At 34.5% G+C, this 19023-nt stretch carries 21 protein-coding genes; 2 read left to right on the top strand and 19 right to left on the bottom strand.

Annotated elements, in window-relative coordinates; translation table 11 throughout:
* A partial coding sequence (locus RMR19_RS12435; RefSeq protein WP_310603810.1) for a FeoB small GTPase domain-containing protein occupies positions 1-615 on the bottom strand: 615 nt, incomplete at its 3' end.
* On the bottom strand, positions 615-842 hold the full coding sequence (locus RMR19_RS12430; protein WP_310603809.1) for a FeoA family protein: 228 nt from the start codon (positions 840-842) through the stop codon (positions 615-617). The genes RMR19_RS12435 and RMR19_RS12430, both read right to left, overlap by 1 nt.
* Positions 843-1057: 215 nt before the next feature.
* On the opposite strand from RMR19_RS12430, the gene RMR19_RS12425 reads away from it, so the two are divergent.
* The gene (locus tag RMR19_RS12425) at positions 1058-1843 is read left to right on the top strand and encodes an HAD family hydrolase (RefSeq protein WP_310603808.1); all 786 of its coding nucleotides are present in this window, start codon (positions 1058-1060) and stop codon (positions 1841-1843) included.
* Between the two features lie 156 nt (positions 1844-1999).
* On the opposite strand, the gene RMR19_RS12420 is transcribed toward RMR19_RS12425, so the two are convergent.
* Entirely contained in the window at positions 2000-2464 is a 465-nt protein-coding gene (locus RMR19_RS12420) for a hypothetical protein (RefSeq protein WP_310603807.1), read from the bottom strand.
* A 546-nt stretch (positions 2465-3010) separates the two neighbouring features.
* Between RMR19_RS12420 and upp the strand changes: the two genes are divergently transcribed.
* Positions 3011-3640 (top strand): uracil phosphoribosyltransferase, encoded by a 630-nt coding sequence (gene upp / locus RMR19_RS12415; protein WP_310603806.1) that lies wholly within the window; start codon positions 3011-3013, stop codon positions 3638-3640.
* Positions 3641-3681: 41 nt separating this feature from the next.
* On the opposite strand, the gene RMR19_RS12410 is transcribed toward upp, so the two are convergent.
* From RMR19_RS12410 to RMR19_RS12335, 16 genes are all read right to left on the bottom strand, one after another.
* The gene (locus RMR19_RS12410; protein ID WP_310603805.1) at positions 3682-4059 is read right to left on the bottom strand and encodes a DUF2085 domain-containing protein; all 378 of its coding nucleotides are present in this window, start codon (positions 4057-4059) and stop codon (positions 3682-3684) included.
* 102 nt (positions 4060-4161) lie between these two features.
* Complete coding sequence (locus tag RMR19_RS12405) at positions 4162-4374, bottom strand: hypothetical protein (RefSeq protein WP_310603804.1); 213 nt, start codon at positions 4372-4374, stop codon at positions 4162-4164.
* Between the two features lie 64 nt (positions 4375-4438).
* On the bottom strand, positions 4439-5074 hold the full coding sequence (locus RMR19_RS12400) for an epoxyqueuosine reductase QueH (protein ID WP_310603803.1): 636 nt from the start codon (positions 5072-5074) through the stop codon (positions 4439-4441).
* 57 nt (positions 5075-5131) lie between these two features.
* The gene (locus RMR19_RS12395) at positions 5132-5362 is read right to left on the bottom strand and encodes a hypothetical protein (RefSeq protein ID WP_310603802.1); all 231 of its coding nucleotides are present in this window, start codon (positions 5360-5362) and stop codon (positions 5132-5134) included.
* Positions 5363-5503: 141 nt separating this feature from the next.
* Positions 5504-7051 carry an oligopeptide/dipeptide ABC transporter ATP-binding protein gene (locus tag RMR19_RS12390; RefSeq protein WP_310603801.1) on the bottom strand — a complete coding sequence of 516 codons (1548 nt, stop codon included), beginning with the start codon at positions 7049-7051 and terminating at the stop codon, positions 5504-5506.
* Complete coding sequence (locus RMR19_RS12385) at positions 7041-8033, bottom strand: ABC transporter ATP-binding protein (protein WP_310603800.1); 993 nt, start codon at positions 8031-8033, stop codon at positions 7041-7043. Before RMR19_RS12385 ends, RMR19_RS12390 begins: the two co-directional genes overlap by 11 nt.
* Positions 8034-8045: 12 nt before the next feature.
* On the bottom strand, positions 8046-9863 hold the full coding sequence (locus tag RMR19_RS12380; RefSeq protein WP_310603799.1) for an ABC transporter permease subunit: 1818 nt from the start codon (positions 9861-9863) through the stop codon (positions 8046-8048).
* A 13-nt stretch (positions 9864-9876) separates the two neighbouring features.
* Positions 9877-10860: an ABC transporter permease gene (locus RMR19_RS12375; protein ID WP_310603798.1), complete on the bottom strand. Its 984-nt coding sequence runs from the start codon at positions 10858-10860 to the stop codon at positions 9877-9879.
* A gap of 254 nt (positions 10861-11114) precedes the next feature.
* A complete protein-coding gene (locus tag RMR19_RS12370) occupies positions 11115-13049 on the bottom strand; it encodes an ABC transporter substrate-binding protein (protein WP_310603797.1) in 1935 nt (644 codons plus the stop codon).
* Between the two features lie 810 nt (positions 13050-13859).
* Positions 13860-14411: a Crp/Fnr family transcriptional regulator gene (locus tag RMR19_RS12365; RefSeq protein ID WP_310603796.1), complete on the bottom strand. Its 552-nt coding sequence runs from the start codon at positions 14409-14411 to the stop codon at positions 13860-13862.
* A 147-nt stretch (positions 14412-14558) separates the two neighbouring features.
* Positions 14559-15467 carry a LysR family transcriptional regulator gene (locus tag RMR19_RS12360; RefSeq protein WP_310603795.1) on the bottom strand — a complete coding sequence of 303 codons (909 nt, stop codon included), beginning with the start codon at positions 15465-15467 and terminating at the stop codon, positions 14559-14561.
* A 180-nt stretch (positions 15468-15647) separates the two neighbouring features.
* Positions 15648-15824 carry a DUF1540 domain-containing protein gene (locus RMR19_RS12355; RefSeq protein ID WP_310603794.1) on the bottom strand — a complete coding sequence of 59 codons (177 nt, stop codon included), beginning with the start codon at positions 15822-15824 and terminating at the stop codon, positions 15648-15650.
* A gap of 150 nt (positions 15825-15974) precedes the next feature.
* On the bottom strand, positions 15975-16622 hold the full coding sequence (locus RMR19_RS12350) for a peroxiredoxin (RefSeq protein ID WP_310603811.1): 648 nt from the start codon (positions 16620-16622) through the stop codon (positions 15975-15977).
* Positions 16623-16712: 90 nt separating this feature from the next.
* Positions 16713-17528 carry a Cof-type HAD-IIB family hydrolase gene (locus RMR19_RS12345; protein ID WP_310603793.1) on the bottom strand — a complete coding sequence of 272 codons (816 nt, stop codon included), beginning with the start codon at positions 17526-17528 and terminating at the stop codon, positions 16713-16715.
* Positions 17529-17542: 14 nt separating this feature from the next.
* Positions 17543-18361, bottom strand: coding sequence for an HAD family hydrolase (locus RMR19_RS12340; RefSeq protein WP_310603792.1), 819 nt, complete (start codon positions 18359-18361; stop codon positions 17543-17545).
* A gap of 1 nt (position 18362) precedes the next feature.
* Positions 18363-19023: putative PEP-binding protein (locus RMR19_RS12335; RefSeq protein ID WP_310603791.1), on the bottom strand; the 661-nt coding region annotated here is incomplete at its 5' end.

Raw genomic sequence — 19023 nt, 5'->3', positions numbered from 1 at the left:
ATCAATTTTATCTTCAATCTCATCACTATAAACTAATGCAAATTCCAAGTGATGGCTATGCTTATGCGTACTACATTCCGCTTCTTCATGATGATGTTCAAGATTTCCATCATTATGTTTCTTTTGGTGATGAGCAACTGCATGCATCAAGATATCCAGACCAGTCTTCTTACGTGCTGAAACTGGAATAACTGGGATTCCAAGCATCTCCGGCAGACGATGAAGATCAATCTCCATACCTCTTTCTTTCACGATATCCATCATATTAAGTGCAAGTATTACTGGTTTGCCAAGCTCAATTAATTGTAATGTTAAGAATAGATTTCTCTCTAAACATGAGGCATCTGCTACATCGACAATTACATCTACAGAATCATCTAATATATATTCTCTTGAAAGTTTCTCTTCTAACGTATAGGAAGTCAAACTATATATTCCTGGTAAATCCACTAACTTAAACTGGTGATTATGATAGCGAAAAGCGCCCTCTTTCTTCTCAACAGTAACTCCTGGCCAGTTAGCAACTTTTAATTTAGCTCCTGTATAGGCATTGAATAATGTCGTTTTACCACAATTCGGATTACCAATAAATGCTACTTGTAATTCCTCTTTCATTATTCCGCCTCCTCCGTTAATACAATCTTAACTGCAATATCTTTCCCAACTGCAAGTCTTGTTCCTCTTGCTTTGAAGATAATTGCGCCATTTCTCTTTTTATTTAGCACTTTTATGTCTGTTCCTTGAATAAGACCTAGCGATTGTAGTCTTCTTCCTGTATTTCCATCAATCAATAATTTATCAATACAATAAATCTGATTTATTCTTCCTTCTAGTAGTGTCATACTCGACCTCCTTATTGAGAATGATTATCATTCACTTCAAGTATAGTCTATACAATATAATACGTCAAGTAAATTCTATTACCACTAACAAATGTCTCGACTCTTTTGTTCTAAATGCAAAACAAGTTGAATCTTGTCATCCATTATGCTAGTATTGTCTGTAGCGATTTTTAACTACTTACTAATGATTATTAATGCATACTAAGGAGGCTCTCTTGAATAAAAGTATATTATTTTTTGACATCGACGGAACAATTTTAAGTGAAAAAACTCATATTATTTCGGAAGATACAAAAGATGCAATTGAAACTGCCAGAAAAAACGGTCATCTTGCCTTTATCAATACAGGTAGAACGTTAGAAGAATTAGACGATCGTATCTTTTCTATTGAATTTGATGGATATATATGTGGTTGCGGCACTTATATTATGCACAAAGATGATGTTCTTTTAAGCAATCTATTAACAAAAGATTGCATGGACTCTGTTCTTCGTGACCTTAAAGAATGTCGAATTGAAGCTTGCCTAGAAGGTATCTCTACTGTTTACTATGATACTGCTACCACGATTCCTTTTATCTGTAAACAAAGAGAATCCATGAAAGCTAGAGACTTTAATCTAGGAACGTTTGAGGATGAGAATATCGATTTTACCAAATTTACAATTTGGCTTCGTGATGATAGTGATTATGACACATTTTATAATAAACAAAAGAATGCTTTCACCTTTATTGACCGTGGAAATCAATTTTACGAAATTGTACCAAAAGGATTTTCGAAAGCAACGGGAATTCAATTTCTCTTAGATTATTTTCATATTGCACTAGAAGATGCTTTTGCATTTGGTGACAGCACGAATGATTTACCTATGCTTGAGTATGTAACAAACAGCGTTGTAATGGGTAATGCCGATCCTGCTTTATACTCTTTGGCATCCTTTGTAACGAAAGATGTCGATGAGAATGGAATTCGATATGCTCTTGAACATTATGGATTAATTTAGCCCTCGTATAAGCCAACGAGTAAACTTCAAACAAAAAAGCTGTCACAGAATGATTTTCAATTACTGTATACCATGATATCCTCAACTGATATCTCCGTATATAGTAGAAAATGTTATCCTGCGACAGCTCTTTTTTGTATGTCCTTATACGTCTGTCTATAAAACGTCTTTTCGATATCCCTTTAATAATTGATCTAAAACAGATTTATATACAATTATAATTCTTGCGTCTATATAACAGAATTTATTCACAACATACTCGTATGTCTTATATAGAAAACAACTGCTCATAAGAATAATACTAACAATAGTAATCCACGGAACTAAATCTCTCGATACCAAGAAAAATGTCCCTATTAAAAAAACTGCTAGTATCGTAATATACGTCTTACTTATCTTTACTACCATAAGCATCGCTTCCGTTAATCTATCAAACATCTTCTTTAAAGACTCCATATCTCTGTCTTTCAAACTATTATATATATCATTGTATATTTCTTCGTTCTTAAGATTACGATAATCAAAATTATCTTCTAACATCTTTTTATGATAACTTCCAACATACTGGTCATACTTTGTACTACCAAACTCTTTACGGATCAGCTTTCTAAAAACATTCATGATATCTTCACCACCTAATACTTATTAGCAAAACTAAAAATATACTAAAATTCTAGCCCATTTACTCATTTTCGTCAAGTCACATTCCCCTTCTGCTTACTACTATTATATGATTTAACAAGTAAAAGTCTATTTGAATATCATACTTTATTTTTAGTATTTCCTATCTACTTGAAAATCATTTGATGTAAGTTTTGTTAATTTCACATAGCGCTTTGGATTATATTACCACGTTTGTTTTTGGTATATTAACAAATCGTTCATATTTCATACATACTATCAACATATATGTCGGCTATAATGAATTTATCGAAAGAAAGTTAGTTATTTAAAATTGTTTTTTCATAAAGCCAGATAGTTTTTCCTTCCCCTTTCTATCTGGACTCCTCTTTTTATAAATTAGTTGATAAAAGCTGGCGTATGCCAGCTTTTATTGTTGTATGTATAATTCGAAAAATACTTTTATATATAGCTCAAAAGTGTTATAATTAGTAGTATAAATTCAAAAATAAGAATGCATGTTGATGCATTTATCGGAGGTATAGAATGTCAAAACTTATCGTTATGGATCACCCTTTAATTCAACACAAAATCGGAATCATGAGAGTTAAAACAACTTCAACAAAAGAATTTCGTGATTTAGTATCTGAGGTTGCTATGTTAATCTGCTATGAAGCAACAAGAAGTCTTCCTTTAGCAGATATCGAAATCGAAACGCCTTTAGTTAAAACTACTGTTAAAGAAATCGCCGGAAAGAAACTATGTATCGTCCCTATCTTACGTGCAGGTCTTCATATGGCTGATGGTATTCTTAATCTTATTCCAAATGCCAAAGTTGGTCATATTGGTCTTTACCGTGATGAAGAGACTTTAGAACCAGTTGAATATTTCTGTAAACTTCCTTCTGATGCTGCAGAACGTGAAATCTTTGTTGTAGATCCTATGCTTGCAACAGGTGGTTCTGCAATATGTGCAATCAAGCAATTAAAAGCAAGAGGAATCACTAAGATTCACTTCCTATGCTTAATCGCTGCTCCTGAAGGCGTTAAACTTCTCCAAGAAGCACATCCAGATGTTGATATCTTCGTTGGTGCTCTTGATGAAAGATTAAACGAGAATGGCTATATCCTTCCTGGTTTAGGTGATGCTGGCGACCGTATCTACGGTACAAAATAATTTACAAAAAGTACAAGCTCCATGTTGGGACTTGTACTTTTCTATTTAAATCTCATTCTTATAAATCTTCCAATTCTATAATAAATCGTAATATAAAAATGCATTAGCCCTAATCCACCTAAGAAGCCCGTAATTAGCCTTCTTTTATTCGTGGATTCCCTTAAATGAACTGCTTGTACAGTCCAGTCAATCAACATCGTAATGCAACCTAGCAATGCTACTATGTGAGGTTTCTTATCTTCACTTCTTGGATACTTAAACGAACGTCTCTTACTGCTAACAAGGAGATATCGAATCAGAGAAAAAATATATGCACACATAACTCCTGTACACCTTGCACACACTGGAAATTGCTTTCCATGAAAAAAGAAACTTCTATCATGTCTTTGATGACATCCTGTTCTTTCTCCAATCTTCATCCATGTGAGCCATCTTTTATCAGCTTTTGACTGATTGCCTATGTGTTTATTTATGTCATTATCTATGTTTTCCTTGCTTTGATTGATTTGTATATACATCACTTACACACGGAACTTTCTACCACAATGCGGACAAATCCAAAAAGATCTTCTCTTTGTCTTTCCTTCTCCCATACCACATAAACCACACAAAAAGCCAATTGGACCTAGTAATAGGTAACCACAAACTCCAGAACACACACCATACCCCTTTTGCGTTGTTTCTGATTCCTCAATTATATGACAATTATCACTTCCACATGATGGACATCTCATATTATTTTCCCCCTTTTAACACTTTATATTTTCTCTTCACTTATTTGTTACAACATATTTTGTACTATTTTTGCTCTTCTAATCGCTGTGCCTTAGAATATACACACCCACAATAATCTTGTCGATATAGATTATATTCTTTTGATAACTCAGTAGAACGTTTATAACCATTTTTCTTCTTAAAATCAGAATATAGATAGTTAACTCCATACTCCTCTTGTAACTGACGACCTATCTCATTCAGTTTTTGCGCATCTTTTAATGGGCTAATTGACAATGTTGTTGTAAAGTAATCATAGTTACCTTCCTTTGCAAGTATCGCTGCTTCTCTAAGACGAAGCTCATAACAACGATAACAACGTTCGCCTCCCTCTGGAAGTTTCTCTAACCCCTTAGCAATAGCAAAGAATCTATTTGGTTCAAATCTTCCCTCTACGAAGGTAATCTGATACTTTACTTTCGTATTCAAAGCTTCAATTAATCGTCTCTGTTCCTCTACTCTATGAACATATTCTTCTTCTGGATAGATATTCGGATTATAATACAGTAATGTAATCTCAAAATACTCTGATAGATATTCCAAACAGTACGAACTACATGGTGCGCAACAGCTATGCAGAAACAATGTAGGTACTTTATTCTCTTTTTGCAATTGAATCAATAAACGATCCAATTCTTTCTGATAATTAATCGTATTCACTCGTAATCTCTCTTTTCTATAAAAATCTATAACTATGCATTACTACCTTCTGAACAATTAAAAAAATCTTATAAAGAAAAACCATATAAAAAATCCAAATATTGCACATACAAACAAGATTGCTGGTACAAATGTTATAATACCTGCAATCATCATAGCTAGAACATCTTTCCATTGCAAACGTTCTTTCTCATCTGCATTTTCTCTTTCTTCTCTCTTTTTTTCTCTCTCTTCCAATAGTTCTGTCTGCTCATCCAAAACTTTTGTTGCTTTTTTACTAAATAGCATATATTTTTCTCCTAATAAAATACAAAGAAGACTGTTACATAATACTTTGCAACAGTCTTCTCTATCCTGTAGCAATCTATATAAGCATTTCACAAGCGTTGCTTATAAAACTGCTTTGATAGAAAAAACGCTTTCTATCTATTACATAGATTCTACAACATTTCTCTTATGATGACAAGCGACAAAATGTCCTGGTGTCACTTCTTCAAATTCTGGTTCAACTTTTGTACAGATATCTGTACAGTACTTACAACGTGTATGAAATTTACAAGCCTTAGGTGGATTAATTGGGCTAGGGATATCACCTTCAATAAGGATTGCCTCTTTCTTATTCTCCACATCTGTAGTTGGAATAGCTGATAGTAACGCTTCTGTATATGGATGCATTGGAGCATCGAATAAATCCGCCGTTGTAGCTAATTCAACCATATTTCCAAGATACATTACACCAATACGATCGCTGATGTACTTAATAACACTTAAATCATGCGAGATAAATAAGTACGTTAAATTCTCTTTTTCTTTCAAATCAAGCAACAAATTAATAATCTGAGATTGAATGGAAACGTCAAGTGCAGATACCGCTTCATCACATACAACGAATTTTGGTTTTAACGCAAGAGAACGTGCGATACCAATACGTTGTCTTTGTCCACCTGAGAACTGGTGAGGATAACGATGAATCATATATGGAGCAAGACCACAATCTTCCATAATTTGCATAATGTAATCTTGCATCTTATCTTTATTCTTATGGAATACTTTATGAGCATTCAAACCTTCGCCAATAATCTGACCTACAGACATACGAGGATTCAAAGAGGAATACGGATCTTGGAAGATTAATTGAAGATCTTTACGAAGACGACGAGTCTCTTCTTCTGATAATCTTGCTAAATCAACCCCTTCATCAAGATATGATTCATATTTATCAAATTCTGCATTGCCTGCATATTCTTTTTTCATTGCATCAATTTCTTTTTTTGCTGCAATAAAAATCTCATTCTTTGCATTAACATCTTTTCTAGCTACATCAACTTTTGCTTGCGCTTTACTTAATGCAGTATTTTTTGCCTTACTCTCCGCTTTAACAGCATCTAATTCACTCTCTAACTTACGCAATTCTTCCTTTGCGATACATAACGCTACATTCGCCCTATATTCTTTTAGGAACACTTCTGATACTTTCTCTAAGTTCTTGCTAATATAGAAACCACCAATTACTTGAACAATATCAAGAAATGCATCATTTGCAATCTTCTTCGCTTCGTTTAACTTTGCCGTTACTGCGTATTTTTCTTCATCTGTTTTCAAATTATCATACTCTTTTTGAAGCGTATCTGCTTTCGCTTGATGCCCTTCTAACGCTTTCATCTTAGATGATAAGTTCTTTAATGTATCTTCCATGTAAAGTGGAGCAATTTCATCAAGTGGACGTCCGTAGTACATCGTACGTCCATCTGTTTGTTTGTATAATTGTAATAATGTACGTCCAAATGTAGACTTACCACAACCACTTTCTCCTACAAGACCAAATGTTTCACCTTCGTAGATATCAAGTGATATTCCATCATTTGCCCTTACATATAATTGTTCCTTTTGAAACATCGATGATTTCTTGATTGGAAAGTATTGTTTCAAATTAGAGATGCGAAGTAAAATCTTTTTGTCTTTCTTCTTATTTTCCATCTTTTCTCATCTCCTTTTCTGAGTAAAAACATCTAATTTGATGATTTTCCTCGATTTCAACTAATGCAGGCTCTTCCTCTCTACATTTATCCGTTGCATACTTACATCTAGGTGCAAATTTACAACCTTTTGGTAAATCAAGTGGATGAGGAACTGCTCCCGGAATAGCTTCCAAACGAACACCTGCTGGTGTATCTAGTCTTGGAATCGACTCCATTAGTCCTTCTGTATAAGGGTGAGAATATTTTTGTTTTGTAAAAATCTTCTTCGCAGGTGCCATCTCAACAACTTGACCACAATACATAACAGCAACATCATCTGCCATCTCATTAATAACACCTAAATCATGTGTAATGAATAGAATTGATGTTCCTTTTTCTTCCTTTAACTCATTCATAAGTTTAAGAATCTGAGCTTGTATTGTAACATCTAGTGCAGTTGTAGGTTCATCTGCAATTAATAGCTTAGGTTGACAGGCAAGTGCAATTGCAATCATAACACGCTGTCTCATACCACCAGATAATTGATGTGGGTATTGTTTTGCAACAGCTTCCGGATTCGGAATCTTAACAGATGCCAACATCTCAATTGCTTTCTTTCTTGCTTCTTTTTTTCTCATACCTTGATGAATAATAAAAGGTTCACTTATTTGTCTCTCTATTGTAAAAACAGGATTTAAGCTTGTCATAGGTTCTTGGAATATAACAGAGATATCATTACCACGAATCTTATACATCTCTTTCTTTGTACAATCTTGAATATTCTTACCATCAAAGATAATTTCTCCACTATCTACATATCCATTGCTGTCAAGTAGGCGAAGAATACTCATTGCTGATACACTCTTACCACTACCACTTTCTCCAACAACACCTAATGTTCTACCAGCATCAACAGAATAAGAAACGCCGTTTACTGCCTTAACTTTTCCTCTTTTTGTATCAAAAAACGTATGAAGGTCTTTAATTTCTAATAAAGCCATTTCTTATCCCTCCTATCTTTCATTTGCTTTTGGATCGACTGCATCACGTAGTCCATCACCGATTAAGTTAATACTAATTGTTGCTAATCCTAAGGCAATCGAAGGGAATACCCATCTCCACCAATACTGAAGAATTACCGTTGAAGACTGACAACCATTTAGCATATTCCCCCATGTTGGTCTTGGTTCACGAACACCAAATCCTAAGAAGGATAATCCAGACTCTGTTAACATGGCACTTGCAAATCCGAGTGTTGCACTAACGATAATTACCGATACTACGTTAGGAATAATATGTCTAAAGATAATACCTCTTTGTTTTACACCAACTGCACGAGCTGCTGTAACGAATTCTTTGTTACGTTCTGCAAGTACTTGTGCACGTACCAGTCTGGCATCTCCCGGCCATGATAACAGACCTAAGATAACCATGATTAAGGCAATACGCTGTGTTTCATTGATTTTATTACCGATAATTGCCGATAACGTCATTGCAAATGGTAGGAATGGAAGTGCATATACGATTTCCGCAATACGCATTAATACCATATCAATCTTACCACCAAAGTAACCTGATACACCACCTACAATAATACCGATTGTAATTGAGATAATAATCGCAATTGCACCAATTGTCATTGTCATACGACCACCATGCATAATACGAGATAATACATCACGTCCATAGTTGTCTGTACCTAATGTATAACCTTTTAGACCCCAAGTGATTGCTTTTCCCTCTTCTGTGATTGCATAGTTTTGATAATATCCCGCATATACTGCTGAAACATTCGCGTTATTCACTTTAGCTGGCACAGTTGCTTGACCAAAGTCATCATGTCCCCATGCAACAACATCACCGTTTGCTAATGTAGCTGTATAATGGTATCTTCCGCCTTGAATGGCTACAACATTTTCTAATGTTTCACCTTCATGAATTGTCTTTGTTTTATTACCCCAAACATAAACTTTACCATCTTCGGTTACGGCTGCACCTGTTTGTGCTGTTAATGCGATATCAACAACTTTTCCCATACCTTCTGGTATTCTTGAGAATGCTAATTCATTCGCTGTTAAGCCAACTACTTGACCATCTTTTGTTAAACCTAACACACCTTGTGCATTGATTGCAATCTTATCAATTTGACCTTGGTATTCACCAATTTTAAAATCAACAATACCCGTGTTTCCCCATAGATATACGTTACCGTCTTCTGTTACTACTGCGGAACATTGGTAACCAGAATAGATTCTTTTAATGTTATCTATCTTTTTAAGATTATCTGGAATTGCACATTGCTTGTTACGAGAGTTACCCCAAGCAAATAATTCGCCTTGGTCATTCATTGCTAAAACATGGTCTACACCAGCTGCTATCTGAACAACTTTACCCATGTTTTCTGGTATGTTCTTAATATCGATTACAGAAGTTATCTTTGATTTACCCCAAACAAACACTTCACCGTCATTCGATAACCCTACACTAAATGTAGAACCAACTGAAATCTCTTTGATATTTCCTTGTAGTTTCTTAGGAACTTTCATCATATCGTTTCCCGGTGCAACATTTTGTTGTGTTTGTTCTTGATACGTTAAGTCAATTTTATTCACTACTGGATAAATAAGTACACTTAGAAAAATAACTGCAAATATAATTAAAGAAGCCATCGCTACTTTATTCGCTACAAAGTTTTTAACAATCGTACGCATTGGACTTTGTAACTGCTCTTCCTCTAAGAAAGAGAGTTGTTTCTTACGATTCCCAAATAATAAGCCAATGATGCTTACATGAGTTTTCTTAGACTTTTTCGTCTTGTTTTCTTTACTCATCTCTCTCTTCCTCCTAATCTAATTTTACTCTAGGGTCAACCATACAATATGCGATATCCATGATTAGATTTCCTAGTAGAGCAATGATAACGTAAAACATCTGCATCGCTAATACAACCATGAAATCCTGTTGCATTAATCCATCAAATAATACTTTACCAATACCTGGCCATAAGAATATATTTTCTATAATAACAGAACCAGAGAATACACTCATAATCCAACCTGTAACAATCGTTACGATTGGAAGTAATGCATTACGGAATGCATGAGAGTAGATTACTACTCTTTCTTTCACACCTTTCGCTCTTGCTGTTCTGATGTAATCCATACTTAATGATTCAATCATAGCGGCTCTTACATATCTTGTAATTGAGCCTATCGATCCTAATACAATAACTAAAACCGGCAATGCCATATGCCATAATGTATCAAAGAATTTTTGCATGGCTGTTCCTGTAAAACCAACTTTATTAACACCACTTACCGGGAATATCGGAACTTTAACTGCTAATAAACAAATGAGTACCAACGATATAATAAATGTTGGCAAACTATATCCGACGACGGAAAAAACTTGAACAACATTATCAAACACACTCCGCTTCTTGACGGCACATATAATTCCTAGTGGTATCGTTATTACGAATACAACTACTACTGCCACCAGATTTAATTTCATCGTGTTCTTTAATGGTTCTGCAACTACTTCTATTACATCTTTACGATAATTTGATGAATAACCGAAATCACCTTGTAACATATTCGTAATCCATACAACATATTGTACAGGGATTGGTTTATCAAGACCTAACTTTTCTCTTGCTTGCTTGTATTGCAACTCGTACACTTCTGGTTTCATCCCCGCCTTGGAACCTTCTAGTAAAAGTCTTGCTGGGTCACCAGGAACCATCTTATAAATTCCAAACATTAAGATTGACATTATAAAGAATACAAACACCATATACACTAAACGCTTTGCAATGTATTTTGCCATCTTATCCACACCTGCTTTCTTGCTTTTTATGTTGACACTATATTTTAATGAGAGGTACCTCCTCCTATGGTCACCATAAATCGCGAGATACTTTCACACTTATTTACTATTTTACTATGTCTCTAAACCGTATACAATCCTACTTTTTGTTTTATTTCTATTATCACGGAAATAGGGCATTATTAGAATGCCCTATTTCCGCTTAAATTACTTATAATACGATAATAATTCTATAACAAATACTGCTTTTTCTCTTAGTATTCTGAAACTGACATGTAGATTAATGAATAACCAATTGCAAACGTGTCATTTCCATAATATCCTTGTACTTTAGGATTGAAGAATGTATGGTATTCATCAGAGTAAAGAGGAATGTTTGGTACTTGTGCATTGATTTCTTTCATGATACCTTCCCATTTATCAAGGAATCCTTCTTTATCAGAAGCATCTGTCTTAATAAGATCAAATCCCATGTTCATGATTTTATCATCCATCCAGAAGTTTGTATTGTAATCACCTAAGTAGTTCTTTCCAGTGTTGTAGCTTAATTCAAACTGTGGCACTGGAGTGAAACCTGTACCTAAATTGTACATATTAAATTGAGGTTCATCAATACCTTCACGGTAGTAGTTGTTAAGTAACGTTGGGAAATCAACTACAGTTGTTGTTAATTTCATACCTGCTTTTTCCATTTCACTTGGTAACATTGTTGCAAGTAATTGTGCAACGGAGTTATCAGAAGAAGCCCATTGGATTTCACAAGCCATTAATTCGCCATCTACGTTTTTGTAACGTAATGTATCTGTACCCTCTACATATGCTTCGCCTTTTTCATTTAAGTTCCAGCCATCTGCTTCAAGAACTTCTTTTGCTTTTGCAAGGTCATATGAGTATGGATTTAATTCGCTATCAATTTTATCTTTTCTTTCTTGGTACATCCATTGTCCTAAACCGTATTCAGAATGTACTAAAGAACCGAAACCACCTGTATATTGTGAACAGAATGTTGTTCTATCTAAACAGTAAATAATTGCTTGACGTACAGAAGCAAATTGTGTTGGACCAAAATCACAGTGGAATGCTAATAATCCGTAACCATTTCTTAAGTATGTTGCGTAATCAGCTTTTCCTTGATCAACTAAGTCAAGACCTGCATTGATTTTATCTCCACCAGAGATGCCGAAAAGAATATCAACATTTCCTGAAGCTAATTCATCAAGTTGAGTAGCTTCTTCTGTGTACTTCATAATTACTTTTTCAATAGAAGGTTTTTGTCCTTCGTAGTTACCCTTGAATTTATCATTGATTACAAGAACAACTTCTCTGTTTGTAGAATCATAACTTACGAATTTGTATGGACCACATGTAACTGTTGGTTTGTATCTTTCCGAAGTCATTGGTTCTTTAATAAGTTCTGATGTATAATTATCAGATAAATAACATCCGTTTCCGTCATCGTTAATCTCTACACCTGGAGCATATACTGAAAATGGAACTGGTGTAACTGCTGAAGCATATGCTTCAAAGAATGTAGGAATATGCTCTGCTTTAATTGTAACTGAGAATGTATAATCATCAATTAAATTAACACCAGCGAATACTTCTGTTTCACCAACACTATATTCATCATAACCTATAAGTGTAGTACCAGCAACATTCGAGCCATCAATTTCTGCTATTTCAGGTGATGCATAAATCATAAGGTTTCCTACATAATCTTTTGCTGTAATTGGAGAACCATCTGACCATACTAAATCTTGTTGTAACGTGAATTTGAAAGTTTTTGAACCATCATCATTCATTGTTGTTTCTGGATCAGTAACAAGTACTGTTGGGTTGTATACATATTCAGCTTCTTTACTAAGTTCTGCTGTACCATAGAAACTTGGGTATGTTCCGATTAATTCTTTAATAACCGCGTCAGCACCATTGTTTCCCCAACCTTCAATAAAGCTGCCATTGAATTCCGTAACATCACCAAGGATAATTTGTCCACCTACTACTGTATCAGTTACAGCTGTATTGGTATCATCTGTTGCAGTATCTTCTGCAGGTGTGTTATCTGTTGTTTCATTTGTTTGTGTTTCATTTGTTTTTGTTTCTTTTTTGTTATCACTTTTAGAACATCCTGCAACCATAGTAGCTGTAAGTGTTAAAGCTAGTAATAACGCTAAACCTTTTTTCTTCATAAATCTTCCTCCTTTTTTATTTACTTTTTATTAAACAACACATATATATTATATACTGTGTGAATAATTTTACTCCACATTATCAAAGTATTCTAACTTCACCGTGATAAAGTGTTACTTCTAAGAATCATCTAAGGTATAAAAGGGCATCCTGGAATACCAGAACACCCTTGTTCAATACAGTTACCAATTGTACTATGCTTCAAATTGTTTGTCAACTGTATTATTTGTTGGCTTTTTCTTACATAATTCGGCCATATTTTTTGACTTTGCATATTTATTCTGAATTTTGCAACATTTCAATCAATATATTATTCTATGTGATAATTCCTCAATTACAACTCTACTAGGCATAAATCCTTGTTATTTTGAATTCCAACTTTACATATTTATTTAACTTGTCTTTTTTTAATATATTCACTTTATCAATAAATTATACATGATTTTCCCTATTATTGCAACAAAAATATACATATTTTTTTCGTAAATATTGTATTTTTTTGATTTTTTGGATGAATATACATTCTTTCCAATGTATTTTGCATATTAATCCATTAATGTTTTATCACTTTATTCACTTAACGTGTTACTTGTGTGAATAACACTGTATTTGTATGTTATACACTTCTATGCATAACAAAGAGTTTGCAAAGCAAACTCTCGCGCCGAGCGCAGTCGCATAAGCGACACCTACTTCTCAAGCGAGTGCGCATCCATAGCGGAGCGATTTTTTAATTCATAGGACGTATTTTCCTATGAATTAAAAAATACTATCATAAAGAAAGTATTAGGGGATTCCCTTTCACTTTCCTATGATAGTATTCTCTGGTTCAATGAGTCTAACATCTCACTTAGTTCCTTTAATGCCGTTATGGAATATTCGCTATTTCCATCTATGATTTCTTTAAATGTTTTCGTATCCAATGATAAAACCACCTTATAGATATCATGCGTTCTACAAGCAAAAACATATGCTGGATCAAGTGCTATCAACTGATCCATAGCTAAATCAATACGATACATCAATGTTTTTAATAACTTAAACGCTAATTCTGTCTCTTTTTTAAGTAACTTTAGATACGTTTGCTTTTCAAATTCTAAAACAATTGTATTATCCATCGCGGTTATTATACTTGCACTTCTTTTTCTTCCATCTATAAGAGCAGATTCTCCGAATACAGCTCCTTCTGGAATCTTAGCAATATACTTTCCTGCCTGATTGCCACCTAGCTTTTTGTATATTCCAGCTTCCCCTTTTAGTAACAGATATACATACTTTCCCGTTTCATCTTCATGACATATTATTTCATCTTTTTTAAAAACACATATCTTTCCATTTTTCTTCAAGATATCTATATTCAATTTAATTCTCTCCCTTTACATAATAGATAAAACATTTACAGACACTTTTTCTATAATAGCACATTTCCTATAGAATGAAAAGCAATTTCTAGTAAATTAGTATCATATTTATTGACTTTCTTTTCAACACGTTTTATAATTATTAGTTTACCTAATTTCATCGATATATCTTTTAATCGATTCTATATACAATCTACCCAGTTCACTCTCTTTTCCATTATTATGTGTCAGATATCCTATTATTATATTCTCTTCTACCGCTAAGGGAACTGCTATAATATTCTCCCCATTCAATTTGGAACTAATAACTCCTGTCGATATCGTGTAACCATTCAAGCCAATTAGTAAATTGAATAATGTAGCACGATCACTCACATGAATATTCTTCTTTCTTGTTAATGTACTTAGTATTTCCTCTGAAAAATAAAAAGAATTATTTTCTCCCTGTTCAAACGAAAGATATGGATACTCTTTTAAATCTTCTAGCGTTACACGCTCTTTTTCTGCCAAAGGATTCTTTGAACTTATGAATACATGCGGTTTTGCAACAAACAACTCTGTAAATGTTAGATTATTTTCTTTTATTAGTTTATTCAAAACCTTAGAATTAAAGTCATTAATATATATAATTCCTATTTCACTTCGTAGATTTTTCACATCATCTATAATATCATATGTCTTTGTTTCTCTTAGAGAACACTCATATTCTTCTAATCCATATTCTTTAATTAATTCAACAAATGCGTTAACAGCAAATGCATAGTGCTGTGTTGATACACAGAAATTCTGTCTTACAGGCTTTGTATTACAATATCTATGTTCTAGCAAATCTGCTTGCTCTAAAACTTGTCTTGCATATCCTAAAAACTCTGCACCCTCAAGTGAAACTTGAATTCCCTTATTATTTCGTATGAAAATCTCTATCTTTATCTCATTCTCTAATTCTTTAATTGCATTGGATAGTCTTGGCTGTGATACATATAGACGTTTCGCTGCCTCACTTATCGATCCTAATTTTGCAACTTCAACTGCGTATTTTAATTGTTGTAGTGTCATACAGACAAATCTGCTCCTCTCTAACCTCAACTTTATCTAAAAGACTAACGTTCTAAACTTATATAAAACTATAACAAAGTTGATGCCAGAATGCAATTAAGGAAAAGTTAAGGCTGTAACAAAAAGTATTGAGAATGTGCACTCCTCTTCACTTTTTGATACAACCTCCTTATCTACATCTTATCTACTGCTTGTTGATGACTTACAGACAAAAGACTCACAGTCTGTACATTCTATCTGTTTTGGGTTTGACTCATGTGTTCCAACATTAATTTTGTTTAGTGTACAATAGCTTTCACTTTGTGCATGGTGTTCACAGCTTTCAACTGTACATCCAATACTTGAATTCTTCTCCATAATAGACCTCCGTTCTTATCGTTTTATTCTATAATAAAGTGCGGCTTCAACCAATGGCAACAGCTTCAATTTAATGTTGTTGTCCAAGCACATCACACTCTATCTATTATGATAAAAATTCGTTGATATTATGCAGAGAACTTTCCTATTTTAACTTTGATTATTTATTTTCTTATAGCACCAGAACCAATCCATGCATTGCAATCCAAGTTCAGTAGGATTTGTTTGTCGTTCGACAAGTTCCTCATAGGTTGATGCTGCTGGAACAAGGACAGGCTGTCCAGGCGTCCAGTTAGCAGGAGTTACTACCTTGTACTCATCTGTAGTTTGTAGTGCCTGCAGTAGGCGAAGGATTTCCGGAATACTTCTTCCGTTCGTTAATGGATAAATTAAGATAGCACGAATGGTTTGCGTTGGATCAATAAAGAATACATTACGAACCGTTTCTGTCGAACTTGCATTAGGAGCAATCATACCATAAAGTCTCGCAATGTCACCAGTACGATCTGCTACAACCGGGAATGGAACAGAGATTCCTGTCAGCTCTCTAATTGTATATACCCAATCAAGATGCGATGGATTACTATCAATACTGAGCCCTAGTAATGATGCTCCAAATTCTTGAAATTGTGGATAAGCTTGAGAGAATGCCACAAACTCAGTTGTACATACAGGCGTAAAATCACCAGGATGACTAAAGAATATAAGCCATTTTCCTTTGTAGTCGGACATTTTAATCGGTCCAAAAGTAGTCTGGGCAGTAAAATCAGGAGCTTTCATACCAATACTTACATGCATTTCTTCCAAAGTATACCTCCTACATAAAATAGTTATTCGCTATTATTCTATGATAAAAGAAGAAATGTGTTAATCCAAATTTAAATTCAATTAAATCAACTCATACTTTTGAAACGCCTTCCATAACCCATCATCATTCACATCCGCCGTTACATAATCTGCTATCTCTTTTAAATCCCCTTCTGCATTCCCCATCGCTATTCCCACATTGCAATATTCAAGCATCTTTTTATCACTAGCTGCATCACCAAAAGCAAATGTATCTTTATGGTTTGCTTGTAAATGTTTCAAAAGAAGCTCTACTGCACACACCTTGTCCATCCCTTTTATCGCAAACTCACCAAACTCTTGTTTTTTTCCTGTTCCCGACCAAGATGACACTTTCAATCTATCACCAAACATAGACTCCGCTTCTTCCAGTGCCTTATCTTCTAATACAAAACTGATTTTAGCCACATCGCTTCGGTAAAGTTCTCCATCCCAAATCATATGAGGAAACATTTCCTTTATCTTTTCTTCTCCCTCTTTTTGATTCCCTTCATAGAGAGTGCTCGCTGTTTTTTGAAGAAAGTATTCACTGGCATATAGTCCTTCTCGCGATTCCAGATAAAAACCAAGTTTCTTTTTGTTTAACCAATCCACGGTATCTTTTTCATCTTTCGCATTCATCGTTAAATCTTGAATTACCTCGCCATCATCTTCGATGTACATACCATTTCCACCAATCATGCCATTGATACCAATGTCCCACAGATACGGATAGATTTCTGCTTTACTTCTTCCCGTTGTAAGATATACTTTATTTCCATTCTTCACAGTTTCCCTTACTGCCTGTGCAGCCGACTCTGGTAGGTGTGTTTCATAGTCTACCAAAGTTCCATCAATATCTAAAAAAATCACTTTCATATATTTATTTTCTCCTATATTACTCCAATCTGTTTCATCGCATTATAAATTCCATCTTCATCAATTGAAGTTGTCACCAAATCTGCCATATCTTTGAGCTGCTGGTGTGCATTCCCCATAACGACTCCGATTCCTGCAAACTCTATCATCTCCGAATCATTCGGACCATCGCCGATAGCTATCGTATCTTCCCTCTTTGCGCCAATGTGGTCTAGGTAAATCTGCATTCCTGTAGCCTTATTAATGTTGGCTGCTCCAATTTCTCCTGCTCCACTATGATCTATATTCAAGCTAAAAGCTGTTACTTCAAAATCAGATTGCAAATCCGCTTTTATCTTTTCTATTGTATATGGTGCTCTATGGAAGATAATCTTTTCCTCATTCGGATAATTCCAAACATCTTCCCGAATCATAATCTCACCAAACATATACTCCATCTGTTTCTTATTAATTCCAAGTTGTTCGAATTCCTCTTCCAACGCTACTTTGCATCGTTTATTAAATACTGTTCCACAATCACATTGAACTGCATAGGCAAATTTACCTTTTTCCAGATAATCAAACAAGGGTTTTCGCTTCTCCATCTCTATGTAGTGGTGATAGATTTCCTTATCTCCACAAACTACATATGCTCCAGCACCACCCACAATTCCCTCAAATCCTAGCTCTAATAATTCATCAAAAATTTGAAATCTGCTTCGTCCTGTGCAGATTACCAATCTATGACCGTTTGCTTTTGCTAAAAGAAGTGCTTCCTTTGTAGAATCTGCGATTTTACCTTCCATATTCACAAGCGTTCCATCAATATCAAAAAATATAATCCTTTTCTCCATACTACTCCATCTCCCGTATTATCTTACGAATTGGCAAAATTGCTCCTGGGGAAACTGACAATTCATCAATGCCCATCTTTAAAAACTGCTCTGTTAATTCCGTATCCGCACCAAGTTCACCGCAAATTCCAACCCATATCCCATTAGCATGTGCATTCTTTACAACCATTTCAATTAGTTTAAGAATGGCTTCATGATGTGGTTCGTAAAAACGTTCCAATTTCGGATTTTGACGGTCAATTGCTAATGTGTATTGGGTTAAATCATTCGTTCCAATGCTAAAAAAGTCTACCTCTTTCGCCAATTGGTCACTCAAAATCGCTGCTGCTGGTGTCTCTATCATAATCCCCTGCTCCACATCCTCAAAAGGAATTCCTTCAGCAGTCAATTCATCTTTTACTTCCTGTACTATCTTCTTAATTTCTTGCACTTCCTTCAACGAGATAATCATAGGATACATAATAGATACTGTTCCATGATTACTTGCACGAAACAATGCCCGTAACTGCGTTTTGAAAATCTCAGGCTGTGTTAGACAAATTCGGATTGCTCGATATCCTAATGCTGGGTTTTCCTCTTTTTCGAGGTTAAAGTAATCCGCCTGCTTATCTGCTCCTATATCCATTGTTCTTATAATTACCTTTTTCCCTGCCATCGTTTCT

The organism is Anaerosporobacter sp. (assembly GCF_031551385.1).
In the GTDB taxonomy this organism is placed as follows: Bacteria; Bacillota; Clostridia; order Lachnospirales; family Lachnospiraceae; genus Anaerosporobacter.
This window is presented reverse-complemented; position numbering and strand designations above follow the sequence as displayed.